This window comes from Pseudomonas sp. P42, assembly GCF_017973755.1.
In the GTDB taxonomy this organism is placed as follows: Bacteria; Pseudomonadota; Gammaproteobacteria; order Pseudomonadales; family Pseudomonadaceae; genus Aquipseudomonas; species Aquipseudomonas iridis.
On sequence record NZ_JACOPU010000002.1, the window covers coordinates 555,021 to 570,511 of the forward strand.

Below are 15,491 nucleotides of genomic sequence, written 5' to 3' on the forward strand. Positions count from 1 at the left end.
TGTTTGTGCCAGCTTTATATAACGTTTTTTGCGCTGTGCCTGGCGTCGATCCTCCTGCTTGGTCAGCACGGGCTTTTATATTCGAAAACTGGCCACTAACTGCTTAAGGCGATCGGCTTCGCGTTCCAGTTCGGTACACGCGCGTAACGTAAATTTCAGGTTCTCAACACCTTGCTGGTTAAGGGTATTGATTTGGGTAATATCCACATTCAATGCCTTTACCACAGAGGTCTGCTCCTCGGTTGCTGCGGCTACCGATTGATTGACGTTGTCGATCTCGCTAATACTCTGGGTCACACTGCCAAGTCTCTGTCCTGCTAGGTTGGCGATATTGACGCTTTCGTCGCTGTGTTGCTTGCTCTGGGTCATAATAGCTAACGACTCCCTCGCGCCCACTTGCAGTTCTTCGATCATTTTTTGAATTTGCCCCACTGAAGATTGCGTGCGTCCTGCTAGGCTGCGCACTTCATCGGCGACCACCGAAAAACCGCGGCCCGCATCACCTGCGCGCGCAGCCTCAATGGCAGCGTTGAGTGCTAATAGATTGATCTGTTGGGAGATGCCTTTAATTACATCGAGAATCTGCCCGATGTTTAGTGTTTTGCTGTTCAGTACTTCTATGTTGGCACATGATGTGCTGATTTTCGTTGATAATTGGTTCATCGTCTCTATTGTGCGCTCCACCACTTGACGCCCTTGTTCAGCCTGTTGGCGCGCGACATTGGCTTGTTGGGAGGCATCGCTGGCGCTGATCGCGATTTCCTGAGAAGCGGCTCCTAGCTCATTGATTGCGGCCGCCACACTGCGGGTTCGTGTGGATTGCTCATCAGAGTTAGTTAGTGACGAGTTCGACGCCAGCAATACTCGTTTCGCGCCCTCGTTGACGCCCATAGCCGCCTGCGATACTTCGCACATCGAGTGATGGATGCGCTCCACAAAGCGATTGAACGCGGTTGCCAATTGGCCAATCTCATCTTTCGATTGTACGACCAAGCGCCCTGTCAAATCGCCCTCGCCCAAAGCGATAGTCTCCATGGTTCGTGTCAGTAGTTTCAGTGGTCGAGTGATGCTATGCGCGGCGTACCAGACCAATGCCAGGCCAAGCAGGGCCGAACTGCCACCCAACAACAATGCCATTGCGATGCTTTTCACGGACTGTGCATCAAGATGCTGTTGCAGCTTGGCAGCGGGCGCTAGCAGCACGTCTTGCGCGACGGTGACCAGCACTCCCCAAGGAGCGGCACCGGCAATAGGTGGCAGCGGTTCGAGGACGCTGATATGTTTTCGGTCGACCAACACTTTTGGCTGGCCCAGGCGCAGGGTTTCCATGATCTGGTGGTTGTTCAGCGCCTGTCCGAGATGATTGACTTTGTGGCTGTCGGCGGAAACGACTCCCCGAGGGCTAACGATAATGATTTGCCCATTACCGTCGAAGAGTTGTAGTGCGCTGGCTTGGCTGTTCTGTTGCAGGGCTTCGAGACTAATATCCAGCCCGACCACCGCGATCACTTTACCTTCGATAATTAAGGGGAACGCGATGCTGGTAACCAGTTTACGGCTGCCGGAGGTTTCGTCGAAATAGGGTTCAAGCACGCAGGACGTTCGCCTATTCCGCGCGCATGTGTAAAAAGCGTTGTGCGGTTCGCCACTAGGGCCGGGCGCGGTATCGGCCAGCAGCGTTTCGTCACCGATGATCGCTTGTAGTTCTCCTGGTTGGCTTTGCACCCAATAAAGGGAAAAGCGTCCGGTCTCGTTGCTGCCCAATGCGGTCTGATTAGCGAAGCTGGTGTCGATGCCGTCCAGCGAGTCGGGCTCGAAAATGACATAGAGACCAAGTAGATCAGGCTTGTTGATCAAGGCTTGGTGCAACTGTTGGTTCAGCGCCAGGCGCAGTTCTGCACGATTCAGTTTCCCCTGCTGTTGCAATTGCCGCAGGTTCAGTAAGTGGCGGGATAATCCCTGGCCGTATTCGTACGTTTGCATAAAGGTGCGTTGTACTTGCATTGCTTGCACTGTACCTAGTGCTTGCATGCGCTCCTTGGCGGCATTGGCAAGCATCTCGCTGCTGGTCTGCGCGACTTGTTGGCTGTTTTGGTGAGTTTGGTAGAGTGATAACCCTACTAGGGCCGCGACCACCAACAAGAGGCAGAGGCCAGCCAGCAGTGCGATTTTGCTCTGAATAGTCAGAAAGCTTCTGTGCATTGCAAATGCCTTTTTTTCGCCAGAGCAGTGGACGCGCCACTGCCCTGGCCTGGCCTAGCTTAGAAAGTAGTGGCGAACACTACCTGGCTATAGAGGTTTTTGTTGTTGTTGCCGAGCTGGGTGCCTCCTTGGTCGGCGCTCTTATCCGGCTGGAATAGCCCGATCAGCGGCATAATCGTGAGATGCTCGTTGAAGCGCCATTCACCGTAGAGATCGAGCTCATGACCATCTGTGTTGCCGAGGTTGCGATCAATTGTGTCGAAGTTGAAATACATCGCACCGACAGTCAGGTTTTCTAATGGAGAAACCTTGAAGGTGACGTTCTGGATTCGCGAGTTGCTATTGAAGGGCCCGGCATAGTTACCCGCAACTTCTCCTTGGAACCAAGTACCAAAACCACGACTGAATCCGTAGAAAAGCGTGTCGTAGCCTTGCGAGAAACGGCTATAGCGGTAGCTGGTATAAGGTGTCCAGGCCACGTCGGCGAAGGTCCAACCAGCTTCTAGATACCAGGCGTCTTCGTTGTCGGCATTGGGTTTGTTCTGCTTGGCATATTCACCAGACAGGAACAGATTTTTCACCCCGGCATCGCCAGTCGCACGCACGCTGTATGTTTTCATGCCGTCGCGCTCGAGTTGTGCAGGGGAGGCGAATGTTTTTTCGACATCGGTGGTATTGATGTAGGTCAGGCCGACTGTAGCCTCTTCGGCTACGTGCTCGAGGGTGCCGACGTACATTTGGGTTTTGGCTTGGGCGCGGTTATCTGACTTTAGCCACATCAAGTCGCCGCGCCAGCCATCCTTGCCTCCTATGCGCAATACGGCTGTTTCGTCAAAAGCCTTGCGTGCAGCTAGCCAGTAGGCACCGCCGCGGTTGAATTCGCCATCACCCAGGCCATTACCTAAGTTGACGGCGTCACCGTTAATGAGGAACCCATCACCCACGATAATGTTCTGTCGTCCAAAAGACAGGTCGAGACCGTCCTCTCCCAGCGTCTGAAACAATGTGCCTGAGCGCCAGCCGAGATAAGCGTCTTCAAACTTGGTTCTACGCTCGGAGCCGTCACTTGACCCTGTTGCATCGCCGTCGCCCCACGTGCCGGAGCTCAATAGATTAGCCGCGCCGTAAGCAGTGCCTTGGCCTCCCAGCCCTTGGTCGAAACTCAGACCATATTTTATGTAGCCCTCGCGCCACGACGAGGAACCTGGGCTTAGACGGCCGGATATTCCGTAGTTTTCCTGGCTGTGGAAAACCCCGAATACTGCTTCCAGCGTGGCATTCACATGGCTGTCATCGTCAGCGTACAGCTCATAGGCGCTGGCGTTTGTGCTGCTTACCAGCAGCACTAGAGTCGATAGGGCAAGCAAGGGAGGCTTGAGCATAATTGGCATCCGTTTATGTTCTTGTTCTTGAGCGCAGGGTTGCGTTCTTTTTGGATACTAAAGCCCGGAACTTTTTCATCCTTTTGTATGCTTGCCAAAACTTTGGTCTTTCTTGCCAGAATCTGCGATTTGGCAGTTTTTACAATACGATTGGCATGCATGGCAAAACCTGGTGGGCTATGAGTCCCGACAATAGTTATCAACTCAGCCGAAGCGCTTGTGCGTCGGTATTTTCAGTGTGGACGCTTGTTTGCTGGCAAACGCACTAATATTCAAGGTGTTTCCTATGCTCACTTCTCTGCGATTACCGCTTTTCTGTGCGCTTTTGTCTTGCCTGACACAGGCTGCACTGGCTGAAGAATGCTCCTCTGACCGAAGCCGCGGCGCGCAGTTATTTGCCAATGAGTGCTCTGCCTGCCATTCGGTGACGAAGGGGGTGACGGGAATGATGGGCCCCAGCCTTGCTGGTGTGATAGGGCGCAAATCCGGTGCGCTAGCAGGTTTCAATTATTCACAGGCCATGCGTGGCAAGGACTTTAATTGGCAGGTTGAGAACATTGCGCAACTGATAGAGCAGCCACAGGCGTTTATGCCGGGCACTTACATGCCGTATGCGGGGATGGCCTCGGCGCAAGATCGCCAGGCCGTCGCCTGTTTTGTTAAAGAACAACAGTAATCAGCCTTCATCTGGCTTAACAATGTGTTCAAACCTAAGGTGATCTATGAGCAACGTTGAAATTCTGCCGCAAGTCGCTGCATTTCTTGGACGCCGCCATGGCTGTTTTATTGACGGCCAAACGGTACTAGCGGAAGGCAATTATATCACTGTGGTCAACCCGGCCACCGGCGAAGCCTTGTGCGAAACTCTTGATGCGCCACTGGATGTGGTGGAACAAGCCGTACAGTCTTCGCATGAAGCTTTCAAATCAGGTGCATGGTCGGGCCTGCGCCCTGCTGACCGGGAGCGTATTCTGCTGAATTTCACCGCGTTAGTTGAGGCGCACGCCGAAGAACTGGCTCAACTGGAAACGCTGAATCAGGGTAAGTCGATCAACGTGGCGCGCGCATTCGATCTGAGCGCCACCGTGGAGTTCATGCGTTACATGTCTGGTTGGGCCACTAAGATTGAAGGTCAGACTTTCGACGTATCAATTCCGGTGCCAGTGGGAGCAAAGTTCACCGCTTTCACTAGGCGCGAGCCGGTGGGCGTGGTGGTCGGGATTGTGCCGTGGAATTTTCCGCTGCTTATCACTGCATGGAAACTAATGCCAGCACTCGCCACGGGCTGTACGGTGATCATCAAGCCTGCAATGGAAACGCCCCTGACTGCTTTGCGTTTGGCGGAACTCGCGCTTGATGCGGGGATTCCTGCCGGCGTATTCAACGTTATAACCGGTGGTGGTGTTTCTGTTGGTGGCGTGCTGACTGCGCATCCGCTTGTAAGCAAGGTGTCGTTCACCGGTTCCACCTCTGTGGGTAAAACGGTGGGTGTGGCCTGTATGGATAACATGACACGGTTCTCGTTGGAGCTGGGCGGCAAAAATCCGATGATAGTGTTGGCTGACGCGGACATCGCTAAAGCTGTCCAAGGCGCCATCCTGGGTGGCCTTCTAAATAGTGGGCAGGTGTGTGCCGCGGCATCGCGCTTCTATGTACATCGCTCAATTTATGACGCGTTCATTGAGGGGCTTGCAGAAGCTATCTCTACTATGCCGATCGGTTCTGGAATGGATGGCGCGGCAGTAATCGGTCCGCTGGTCTCGCGTAAACATCAGCAAAGCGTTCTCAAACATATTGAATTAGCTCGCCAAGAGGGAGCTCGCATCGTCTTTGGTGGTGAGATCCTAGAGAACAAAGGTTTTTATGTACAGCCAACTATTCTGGCTGACATTGATCACAGCATGTCAGTGTCTCGCGAAGAAGTGTTCGGTCCAGTACTGGCAGTGATTCCATTTGATGACGAAGAGGCGGTTATCGGGTTGGCTAACGACAATCGATATGGGCTAGCAGCCAGTTTGTGGACCAACAATTTGACCAAAGCCATGAATATGATACCGCGTATTGAGGCCGGTACGGTGTGGATTAACGCCCATGTTTTGCTTGATCCGGCAATGCCGTTTGGAGGAGTTAAACAATCTGGCATGGGGCGTGAGTTTGGTCGCGCGGTCATCGAGGCTTATACCGAGCTGAAATCTGTCTGCATCACCCATTAGTGTTTTACGTTGCGGTAAATACTTGCGGCCTGCATCGGCGGGCCGTTTTGTACCAGTCGGAAATTCGCAGCACTGCTCTTTGCGTCAATTTAGTGAGTGTATAAAAGTTTTTTGCGGAATTACCGAACTCGATGTAATAGAAAGTAACGCTTCTAAGGTTTGGTCGCTCCTCCTCCGTCCATCACCGAGCAGGGTCCGAAATTCGCGCTTCATCCGAGATAACGACCTCTTCAAATTTAATTTTTTGTCAATCAGCTTGAGCTCTGGATCTGAGTAAGTTTCTTTGATCTGAGCGTTCCAGACGTATATAGATGAGTTCGGCAGTTCAGCTGCTCCGAATATTACAAAATTTTGATCTTGTATACCGCGCAGCGCAGAGCTGTGTTGAAGACGAACGTCACGCTGTATGGACGGATGGTGCGACAATTCGCGATGTGTCTTTATCTGCATTCGGTTCGATCTGGTCAGTATTTATCCCTGACGATTTAGATTTCGAAACTGCCCCAGAAGAAATTAAGATATGTCTTCGGAGCGCGCGATCAAGCTGCGTAGGTAGCCTATGGCGAAATAACTGAACTGTATTGAGGTTCACGCGCAAACCTTCAGTGTGGCAGTTATGGGGCTAGCCGCATAGGTATAAGGCTTGGCCAGCGAGGCATACCGCGTCGTCTGAGAGATTGGAACGTTGGTTAAGGTGGTTACAGGTGACTTTATCGAATTGGCCCTCGCAACGGCGCTTCCCACTTTTGGCGACAACATAATCTAACACGCCGAAATAAGCTCCCAGCTCTGAAATCAATCTCTTCCGTTCTAACATAGTCACTCCTTAGGTAAAATATATGCGTCGGGCCAACCAATCTTGCGTGACCAAGGCTGACGCCACCGATGTGGTAGCAGTTCCTTAACCTCACTGGCCCTTGCGTCGTCAAGCGCGTCAGTACGTCTTTGAGATAGGAATACGGATCGTGCCCATTGTTACGCACCGACTGGATTAAACTCAAGATTGAAGGCGCGCGCTTGCCACTGTGAAGCGACACGGCAAAGAGCTGGTTCTTTTGCCCGAGAGACATTATCTTCGTGATCCTGGCTGTCCTCGCTGACCAGATCCTAAGTTCGCCGCTCCCGCTGAGGTAAGCCTATGCTTGCAAGAAGCTATCATTGCGCAGGTGCAGTTCACAGTGCATCCCGTCATGGGGGGCTATGACCCTAGTGTGCTTGTAGCTTGCCAAACTGATTCGCTCCAGTATCCATCCCCGGTGGAGCAGCGGCATATCGCAGACCACGCCAGTAACAGTCTCGACTTCGACTATTCCAGTTATTTTCATCGCGAACTTCTCCAAGAGCTCTGATTTTTTGTTTCCAAACAGGCTCCAAGGAGGAATGTTGGCTAGCTATTATGGTATTCACTAGGCGAATCAAGAGTCGCTCCTATTTCTGGTCATGATTAATAAAATGGCGTAGCGAGTTTCATTCAAATGGGTAGACCGGTCGAGTGACTTATGATCTTTGCTAGTTTCTGCAACGAGGTGTATTGGGTAAAGGGGGGGGGCAACTCTCTAGAAAGGGTTGCCAAAAAATAGCCTGATTTCACTTTGCTTCGCATGCGTCCACAGGCCAATTTTATCGTGTCTGGACCTCTTTCAACATCATCGAATACAGCCGTGTGAGTACTTCAGTAGATTTACCAACTAGCGAGATTTCGTTGAGTTCGTGTTCCTCCACACCCTGATCGATCGTGTTCACATGAATCACCGTTTTGTACAACCCAAACGCAATATCAGGAAGATCCGAGGCCGGGGTGACGATCCCCGATGTGCCAACGGAAACCAGAACGTCGCAATCTTTAATCAATGACATCGCTGTCTTCCAGGCGCCTTTGGGGAGTTCCTCTCCGTACCAGACCACTCCAGGACGCAACTTTCCATTACATTTTTTACACCTAGGTGGCTCGATTAGGGCGCCGAAATCCGTCACGTGTACGTTATCTGGCGACAGGGCGGCAGGCCGGTGGCATGCAAAGCATTTCGGTGTAGCCAAACTGCCATGTAGGTGGAGAACTTCTTTCGAGCCTGCTTTTTCGTGCAAATCGTCGATGTTTTGCGTAATGATGGAGACCTTTCGCCCCAGAGTAGCCATCTGGTGTAGAGCGATATGACCTGCATTGGGTTTCGCTCTTGCGACCTGCTGTCGACGCCACAGATACCATCCCCATACCAGTTGAGGATTCTCGCGAAAAGCGTTGGCTGTTTCCAAATACTGTGGATTGTGCCCGGCCCATAATCCGGTGAGTCCGTCTCGATACGTGGGAATTCCGCTCTCTTGTGAAATTCCTGCGCCTGTTGAGATAACGATTTTTTTGGCTTCTATAAGGGCCTTTACTGCTTGCTCGTAATCCGTCATTAATTTGTTCATAGGTAATGGTTGAGTTTTAATAGTCTGAGGTTTACTGTTTGTTCTAATTTACCTATCACCCTTTTTTGGCGTTGGGATAGAGCTACTGTTTCGAGAGGGAGAAGCAACATTTTTTAATATGATTCTTTGGTCGGGAGGTGTTGCTTCAGCAGTTTCTAAAAGTAGATATCTATAAGAGTGCATAATTGTCTTATATATTATGTATGTTGGGCGGCCTTCAATCCTCTTTTCAATGACGGCCTCTATAAACTCCTCTAGGATCCATCCGCGTCCGCTTGCAACGTCAGGAGGGAGTACTATCGATATTTTCTCAATTCCAAGATTTTTACGGTTTAAATTTTTTGCCGAGAAATCTCGCATCCTAAAATAGCTATCCATAATCGAGATACTATGATTTACACCCATTGAGTTTAGGTGCCAATGAAAGATCATGAATAGCGGGTGCGTCCCTGTATGCTCGAATCGATCTAATGCGATTTGGCCATCCAAATATTTTGAGATGTCTTGACCCTCAAGCCCTGATTCGTCCACGACCGCGATCATCAATTCAGGCAAATCTAGATTCCTCCATCAGTTAAATATTCACAGTATACTGTGAAGACGATTGCAGCGCTCTACCTCACAGTTCCCTTCTGATAGGAGGGGTGAGTGGATATCGCAGTTGCATTTGGTAAGGTCTTGCGTGAGGCGAGATTAAGTCAGCAGGTTACGCAAGAGGCTTTAGCTGCCCAAGCTGGGTTGCAGCGCAATTATGTGAGTCTTATGGAGCGAGGTCATCACCAACCGACATTAGCTACGATCTTTGCTCTGGCCGCAGCACTCAATAGCTCCCCATTGGACTTGGTGAAGTCGACGATGGAAAAAATATCGGCTTCCGAATAGTACCTGACTAACAAGTCTTGGCTTTTTCATCTAACCTATTTTCCTGAAGCTCCAGTGATAAATCAGGATGCAGTGTGCGTGCGTGCGGCCCTTTGTTAACCCACCTATGCGAAAAAAACGCCGAGTCTATGGCTTTGCCTTCGTATGATAATTTGGCGTGATTGATTCTTTCATATCAGCATATAGCCGCAACTCGGTCCTACAGCGCATCGTTACGGCTATTTCAGTCAAAGCTCAAGCCCGATCCGAAAGCCTGAAAAAATCAGGCTTAGACGAATCGGGAGCTGGCGTGCTAAGTCATCGTGACAACGTGTCAATGCTTCGTGACAAGTGGGGAGACTATTAGTTAGTCCCAGCTCAGAGCACCACCAGTTTGGTATTCGATCACACGAGTCTCAAAGAAATTCTTCTCTTTCTTCAAGTCCATAATCTCGCTCATCCAAGGGAACGGGTTAGTCGTCCCTGGATATTCCTCTTTAAGACCGATCTGCGACAAACGACGGTTAGCGATGAACTTCAGGTAGTCCTCCATCATCGCCGCGTTCATGCCCAGTACGCCGCGAGGCATGGTGTCACGGGCGTATTCGATTTCCAGCTGCGTACCCTGCAGGATCATCTGGGTCGCTTCTTCCTTCATCTCGGCATCCCACAAGTGTGGGTTTTCGATTTTGATCTGGTTGATCACGTCGATGCCGAAGTTCAGGTGCATGGATTCGTCGCGCAGGATGTATTGGAACTGCTCGGCGACGCCGGTCATTTTGTTGCGGCGGCCCATGGAGAGGATCTGGGTGAAGCCGCAGTAGAAGAAGATGCCTTCCAGAACGCAGTAGTAGGCGATCAGGTTGCGCAGCAGCTCTTTGTCGGTTTCGACGGTGCCGGTTTCGAACTTCGGATCGGAGATCGAACGGGTGTATTTCAGGCCCCAGGTGGCTTTTTTCGCGACCGATGGGATCTCGTGGTACATGTTGAAGATCTCGCCTTCATCCATGGCCAGCGATTCGATGCAGTACTGGTAGGCGTGGGTGTGGATCGCCTCTTCGAAGGCCTGGCGCAGGATGTACTGGCGGCATTCCGGGTTGGTGATCAGGCGGTACACGGCCAGCACCAGGTTGTTGGCAACCAGCGAGTCGGCGGTGGAGAAGAAGCCGAGGTTGCGCATCACGATGCGGCGCTCGTCGTCGGTCAGGCCTTCCGGGTTTCTCCAGAGGGCGATGTCGGCGGTCATGTTGACTTCTTGCGGCATCCAGTGGTTTGCGCAACCGTCCAGGTACTTCTGCCAGGCCCAGTCGTACTTGAAGGGTACGAGTTGGTTGAGGTCGGCGCGGCAGTTGATCATGCGCTTTTCGTCAACGGCGACGCGGGCGGAGGCGCCTTCGAGTTCGGCGAGGCCTTCGGCGACGTCGAGGGAGTTCAGTGCAGCCTTGGCGCGGGCCACGGCAGCCGAGTCACTGGCCGTTACGGCGCGTGCCTCGAGGGCGGCGGCACCGCCGGCGCTGTCGAGGCGGTCCATGTTGGCTTCAGTAGCGTGGCCGGCGTTGGCGCCTTTCACTGCTGCTACTTCACTGTCTTCTTTGTCGAATTCGTCCCAGCTCAGCATGACGTGTCGTCTCCTGCGTGAGGGCCTGTCGCCCGTGTGAAACCTGATGGTTGGTTTTTCACACGGCCATACAGACCGCGTTGGATCTAAAGGAATCGTTTTTTGCAGCAGCTAAGGCAGGCAATAAAACAGAATTTTGTTCGGGGTTCCGAGAGCCTCTGACGGGCGCAATCAGCGTTGAACGCTGCTGCGGGGCTTCAGACTGGCTTTTCATCCCTGTAAGGGAATATTGCTGTCCCGATTAGGGCGGCATTATAGGGAAAAAAACACGGCTGTGCTGAGGCGAATCCGCACATGGAGCGGTCGAGGAGGATGGTTTTTCGAGGAGAGTGAGGGTTTACAGGGCTTTGCCGGGGAAAGATTTTTTTTTGGAAAAATATCGCAGTTGTGGATTTGATCAAAAAACGTACAAAAAATCGCGGTTTTCACTACATCTAGTGTTTTGCAACCCTTTTGAACGACTTCAGACACAACTGAGCCCGACCGAAGTCGGGCTGGAATCGACCCTCAATGTTGCGCAGAGCGGTTCAATTCGGTGCAGTCTCAATCATCAATTGGTACAGCCGTTGCCCATCACGCTATAGCGCAGGATGTGACGCTGGCCTTTGGAGTCGTCGTACTCCATTTTCGCCGGTACCACTTCGCAGACATTTGGAATCTCGCTCATGGATACAACGTTGGCGATGTCCAGGTGGGTCGAGTAGGTGTATTCCTCGATGATCGGTTGTTGCTGTGCGACATCAGTCGGGACCTCGTCTGCCATGGCGGTTACGCACAGACTGCTGAGGGCCAGAACCAATAAAGCTTTCATTTCAAAGTTACCTTTTTGAGGTCGAGTGGGGTCACGCAACCTTTTTGGGGTTGCGTGTGGAGCTTGAGTATTTGATGCATTACCTGGAGAGCTGGATTAACGGCCTTCGTGGGGGCTGTAACGTTGTTAATCGCGTTTGCCGTGTTGGCGAGGTGAATTTTAGGGAGGTAGGGCAGGGGTAAACAGAGCGGGTTTTGATAAACACTTTTGGCAGATTTGGTAACAATCGCCGGATGTCGTGTCTGCGGCGATGCGGTGCGTCTGATAGACCGAGTCGTCTGAATCGCTGGCAAGCCAGCTCCCACAGGGGGGCGCGGTGATTTGACCGAACGGTGTAAGGCCTGCGCGAGGGGTATCTGGACGTTTTGTAGGGGCTTGTTACTACCATCGTCGAATGGTTCTATGGGCCCGGCCCCGTTACAACAGGGTCATACAAAAACAACTATTACACCGAGGTAGGAAAGATGAGTGCGGCTTCTCTGTATCCCGTTCGTCCCGAGGTTCTGGCTAACACGCTGACTGACGAGGCGACCTACAAAGCCATGTACCAGCAGTCGGTCGTCAACCCTGACGGTTTCTGGCGCGAGCAGGCCAAGCGTCTCGACTGGATCAAACCTTTCACCACGGTGAAACAGACGTCGTTCGACGATCACCATGTCGACATCAAGTGGTTTGCCGATGGCACCTTGAATGTTTCCTACAACTGCCTCGACCGTCATCTGGCCGAGCGCGGCGATCAAGTCGCGATCATTTGGGAAGGTGATGATCCTTCCGAAAGCCGCAACATCACCTACCGCGAACTGCACGAACAAGTGTGCAAACTCGCCAACGCCCTGCGTGGTCAGGACGTACACCGCGGCGACGTGGTGACCATTTACATGCCGATGATTCCCGAAGCCGTGGTCGCCATGCTGGCCTGCACCCGGATCGGCGCGATTCACTCGGTCGTGTTCGGCGGTTTCTCGCCGGAAGCGCTGGCCGGTCGCATCATCGACTGCAAATCAAAAGTGGTGATTACCGCCGACGAAGGCATCCGTGCCGGCAAGAAGATCCCGCTCAAGGCCAACGTCGACGACGCGCTGACCAATCCGGAAACCAGCAGCATCCAGAAAGTCATCGTGTGCAAGCGCACCGGCGGCGACATCAAGTGGAACCAGCATCGCGACATCTGGTACGAAGACCTGATGAAAGTGGCGGGCACCGTTTGTGCGCCGAAAGAGATGGGCGCTGAAGAAGCACTGTTCATCCTTTATACCTCCGGCTCGACCGGCAAGCCGAAGGGCGTGCAACACACGACTGGCGGTTACTTGCTGTACGCGGCGATGACCCACGAGCGCGTGTTCGACTATCGCCCGGGCGAAGTTTACTGGTGCACCGCCGACGTCGGCTGGGTCACTGGCCACAGCTATATCGTCTACGGCCCGCTGGCCAATGGCGCGACCACGTTGCTGTTCGAGGGCGTGCCGAACTATCCGGACATCACCCGGGTGGCGAAGATCATCGACAAGCATAAGGTCAACATCCTCTACACCGCGCCGACCGCGATCCGCGCCATGATGGCGTCGGGTCAGGCAGCCGTTGAAGGCGCTGATGGCAGCAGCCTGCGTCTGCTGGGTTCGGTGGGCGAGCCGATCAACCCGGAAGCCTGGGACTGGTACTACAAGAATGTCGGCAAATCGCGTTGCCCGATCGTTGATACCTGGTGGCAGACCGAAACGGGCGGCAACATGATGAGCCCACTGCCGGGGGCTCACGCGCTCAAGCCGGGTTCGGCGGCGCGTCCGTTCTTCGGTGTGGTGCCGGCGCTGGTCGACAACCTCGGTAACATTATCGAGGGCGAGGCCGAAGGCAATCTGGTGATTCTCGATTCGTGGCCGGGTCAGGCGCGCACGCTGTATGGCGACCATGACCGCTTCGTCGACACCTACTTCAAGACCTTCCGTGGCATGTATTTCACCGGTGACGGTGCGCGTCGTGATGCCGATGGCTACTACTGGATCACCGGGCGTGTCGACGACGTGCTCAACGTGTCTGGCCACCGCATGGGCACAGCCGAGATCGAAAGCGCCATGGTTGCCCACCCGAAAGTCGCTGAAGCAGCGGTGGTCGGTGTGCCGCACGACATCAAGGGGCAGGGCATTTATGTCTATGTCACGTTGATTGGCGGTGAAGAGCCAAGTGAGCAACTGCGTCTGGAATTGAAAAACTGGGTGCGCAAGGAGATCGGGCCGATCGCTTCGCCGGACGTGATCCAGTGGGCGCCGGGCTTGCCGAAGACGCGTTCGGGCAAGATCATGCGCCGGATTCTGCGCAAGATTGCTACCGCGGAATATGACGGGTTGGGCGATATTTCGACCCTGGCTGATCCGGGTGTGGTGCAGCATTTGATTGATACGCACAAGACCATGAATGTTGCGTAAGTAGCAGGTCTGAAGAGAAGAAAGCCCTGTCCGGTGTATGCCGGGCGGGGCTTTTTTGTGTCTGGAGGTTTTGTGGTGGTTGGGCTGGCCCCTTCGCGAGCAGGCTCGCTCCCACAGTTTGACCGAGTACCTTCAGACAAAATGCAGATCCCTGTGGGAGCGAGCCTGCTCGCGAAGGCCATCTGGCAGACGCCGGTGCAGTCCGCTGTCAGTCCGCAAACCCACCCAACCAATAATTATCGATCTGCGCCGTAAGACATTTCCCACTGTTACCGGGCCAGATCCACGTAACCGAATATGTAACCGCTGGCGCCAAACCGGGGCATAGGGAAACGCATCGCCCCGTTTTAGAGCCTCAAACCCTCCAGTGAAAAATAAGACATAACGCTGCGCTTGCCGGATTAGAAGGGTTTGCGAATAATAGGCCCGCAATTTGCAGCATAGATCGGTTCACAATCGTTCGCTCTTGCATGAAAATGCGGGGCTGTCAATGTGCTCAAGCGGGTTTCTCTGTGCATCTGTAATTAGTTGTCGCATTGAAGAAATATCGGCTTCGGGCCTGTCGTTAGAATGCCGATCACCCGCTCATCGTGGCTGACGTTGAAACCTGCGACGGTTTCAATGGGAAATTTCCCACCGATGCAGCAACCGATTTCTAGATTCACCCATTCGCATATTGGGCTGTCGCTCACTCTGCCGTTTTTGCCCTTTACCGATGGAGTCCCAAGATGAAGAAACTTGTGCTGCTTGGCGCCCTGGCACTGTCCGTGCTGTCGCTGAATTCCTTCGCAGATGAAAAACCTCTGAAAATCGGTATCGAAGCGGCTTACCCTCCGTTCGCGTCGAAGTCGCCGGACGGCAACATCGTCGGTTTCGACTACGACATCGGCAACGCCCTGTGCGAGCAGATGCAGGTCAAGTGCGTGTGGGTCGAGCAAGAATTCGACGGCCTGATCCCGGCACTGAAAGTGCGCAAGATCGACGCGATCCTGTCGTCCATGTCGATCACTGAAGATCGCAAGAAGTCTGTGGACTTCACCAACAAGTACTACAACACTCCGGCCCGCCTGGTCATGAAGGCCGGCACTCAGGTCAGCGAAGGTCTGGCTGAGCTCAAGGGCAAGAACATCGGCGTGCAACGGGGTTCGATCCACGAGCGTTTTGCCCGCGAAGTCCTGGCCCCACTGGGTGCCGAGATCAAGCCGTACGGTTCGCAGAACGAAATCTATCTGGACGTGGCCGCCGGTCGCCTAGACGGCACCGTGGCTGACGCGACGCTGCTGGATGACGGCTTCCTGAAAACCGACGCTGGCAAAGGTTTCGCCTTCGTTGGCCCGGCATTCACCGACGTCAAATACTTCGGCGACGGCGTAGGCATCGCAGTGCGCAAGGGCGACGCCCTGAAAGACAAGATCAACACCGCTATCACGGCTATCCGTGAAAACGGCAAATACAAAGCAATCCAGGACAAGTACTTCGCCTTCGATATCTACGGCAAGTAATACGTCTCTGCGACAAGTCCGAAATGGCGCAAGCAACAGGATCTCTGAGGTTTGCGCCATTTTTTCATCC

General features: G+C 53.3%; 11 protein-coding genes and 1 pseudogene. 5 read left to right on the forward strand and 7 right to left on the reverse strand.

From position 1 onward, the window contains the following. Positions 1-75 precede the first annotated feature (75 nt). Both H8B20_RS07460 and H8B20_RS07465 read right to left on the reverse strand, forming a co-directional pair. Positions 76-2,202: a methyl-accepting chemotaxis protein gene (locus tag H8B20_RS07460; RefSeq protein WP_181643111.1), complete on the reverse strand. Its 2,127-nt coding sequence runs from the start codon at positions 2,200-2,202 to the stop codon at positions 76-78. A gap of 59 nt (positions 2,203-2,261) precedes the next feature. Next, complete coding sequence (locus H8B20_RS07465; RefSeq protein WP_181643112.1) at positions 2,262-3,584, reverse strand: alginate export family protein; 1,323 nt, start codon at positions 3,582-3,584, stop codon at positions 2,262-2,264. Between the two features lie 286 nt (positions 3,585-3,870). On the opposite strand from H8B20_RS07465, the gene H8B20_RS07470 reads away from it, so the two are divergent. Both H8B20_RS07470 and H8B20_RS07475 read left to right on the forward strand, forming a co-directional pair. After that, the gene (locus H8B20_RS07470; protein ID WP_181643113.1) at positions 3,871-4,260 is read left to right on the forward strand and encodes a c-type cytochrome; all 390 of its coding nucleotides are present in this window, start codon (positions 3,871-3,873) and stop codon (positions 4,258-4,260) included. Between the two features lie 46 nt (positions 4,261-4,306). Then, positions 4,307-5,797 (forward strand): aldehyde dehydrogenase family protein, encoded by a 1,491-nt coding sequence (locus H8B20_RS07475; protein WP_181643114.1) that lies wholly within the window; start codon positions 4,307-4,309, stop codon positions 5,795-5,797. Between the two features lie 819 nt (positions 5,798-6,616). Here H8B20_RS07475 and H8B20_RS07480 read toward each other — a convergent pair. From H8B20_RS07480 to H8B20_RS07490, 3 genes and pseudogenes are all read right to left on the reverse strand, one after another. Then, a pseudogene (locus H8B20_RS07480) lies at positions 6,617-6,864 on the reverse strand (transposase domain-containing protein); the annotation flags it as partial. Positions 6,865-7,417: 553 nt separating this feature from the next. Next, positions 7,418-8,197 (reverse strand): SIR2 family NAD-dependent protein deacylase, encoded by a 780-nt coding sequence (locus H8B20_RS07485; protein WP_181643115.1) that lies wholly within the window; start codon positions 8,195-8,197, stop codon positions 7,418-7,420. A gap of 60 nt (positions 8,198-8,257) precedes the next feature. Further along, positions 8,258-8,764 (reverse strand): hypothetical protein, encoded by a 507-nt coding sequence (locus H8B20_RS07490; protein ID WP_181643116.1) that lies wholly within the window; start codon positions 8,762-8,764, stop codon positions 8,258-8,260. Between the two features lie 93 nt (positions 8,765-8,857). Here H8B20_RS07490 and H8B20_RS07495 point away from each other — a divergent pair, with 93 nt between their 5' ends. Further along, entirely contained in the window at positions 8,858-9,091 is a 234-nt protein-coding gene (locus tag H8B20_RS07495) for a helix-turn-helix domain-containing protein (protein WP_181643117.1), read from the forward strand. Between the two features lie 346 nt (positions 9,092-9,437). Here the strand turns inward: H8B20_RS07495 and H8B20_RS07500 are convergent, their stop codons facing one another. Both H8B20_RS07500 and H8B20_RS07505 read right to left on the reverse strand, forming a co-directional pair. Then, entirely contained in the window at positions 9,438-10,688 is a 1,251-nt protein-coding gene (locus H8B20_RS07500; RefSeq protein WP_042560552.1) for a ribonucleotide-diphosphate reductase subunit beta, read from the reverse strand. Between the two features lie 550 nt (positions 10,689-11,238). Beyond that, entirely contained in the window at positions 11,239-11,499 is a 261-nt protein-coding gene (locus tag H8B20_RS07505; RefSeq protein ID WP_042560551.1) for a DUF2790 domain-containing protein, read from the reverse strand. Between the two features lie 464 nt (positions 11,500-11,963). On the opposite strand from H8B20_RS07505, the gene acs reads away from it, so the two are divergent. Together acs and H8B20_RS07515 are read left to right on the forward strand one after the other, a co-directional pair. After that, entirely contained in the window at positions 11,964-13,919 is a 1,956-nt protein-coding gene (gene acs, locus H8B20_RS07510) for an acetate--CoA ligase (RefSeq protein WP_210622748.1), read from the forward strand. Positions 13,920-14,647: 728 nt separating this feature from the next. Next, entirely contained in the window at positions 14,648-15,421 is a 774-nt protein-coding gene (locus H8B20_RS07515; protein ID WP_042560549.1) for an ABC transporter substrate-binding protein, read from the forward strand. Positions 15,422-15,491 lie beyond the last annotated feature (70 nt).

Coding starts and splice junctions, on each gene's coding strand:
- H8B20_RS07515 (WP_042560549.1), top strand. CDS start 14,648: ATGAAGAAACTTGTGCTGCTTGGCGCCCTGGCACTGTCCGTGCTGTCG.
- H8B20_RS07475 (WP_181643114.1), top strand. CDS start 4,307: ATGAGCAACGTTGAAATTCTGCCGCAAGTCGCTGCATTTCTTGGACGC.
- H8B20_RS07505 (WP_042560551.1), bottom strand. CDS start 11,499: ATGAAAGCTTTATTGGTTCTGGCCCTCAGCAGTCTGTGCGTAACCGCC.
- H8B20_RS07500 (WP_042560552.1), bottom strand. CDS start 10,688: ATGCTGAGCTGGGACGAATTCGACAAAGAAGACAGTGAAGTAGCAGCA.
- H8B20_RS07465 (WP_181643112.1), bottom strand. CDS start 3,584: ATGCTCAAGCCTCCCTTGCTTGCCCTATCGACTCTAGTGCTGCTGGTA.
- H8B20_RS07460 (WP_181643111.1), bottom strand. CDS start 2,202: ATGCACAGAAGCTTTCTGACTATTCAGAGCAAAATCGCACTGCTGGCT.
- H8B20_RS07470 (WP_181643113.1), top strand. CDS start 3,871: ATGCTCACTTCTCTGCGATTACCGCTTTTCTGTGCGCTTTTGTCTTGC.
- acs (WP_210622748.1), top strand. CDS start 11,964: ATGAGTGCGGCTTCTCTGTATCCCGTTCGTCCCGAGGTTCTGGCTAAC.
- H8B20_RS07485 (WP_181643115.1), bottom strand. CDS start 8,197: ATGACGGATTACGAGCAAGCAGTAAAGGCCCTTATAGAAGCCAAAAAA.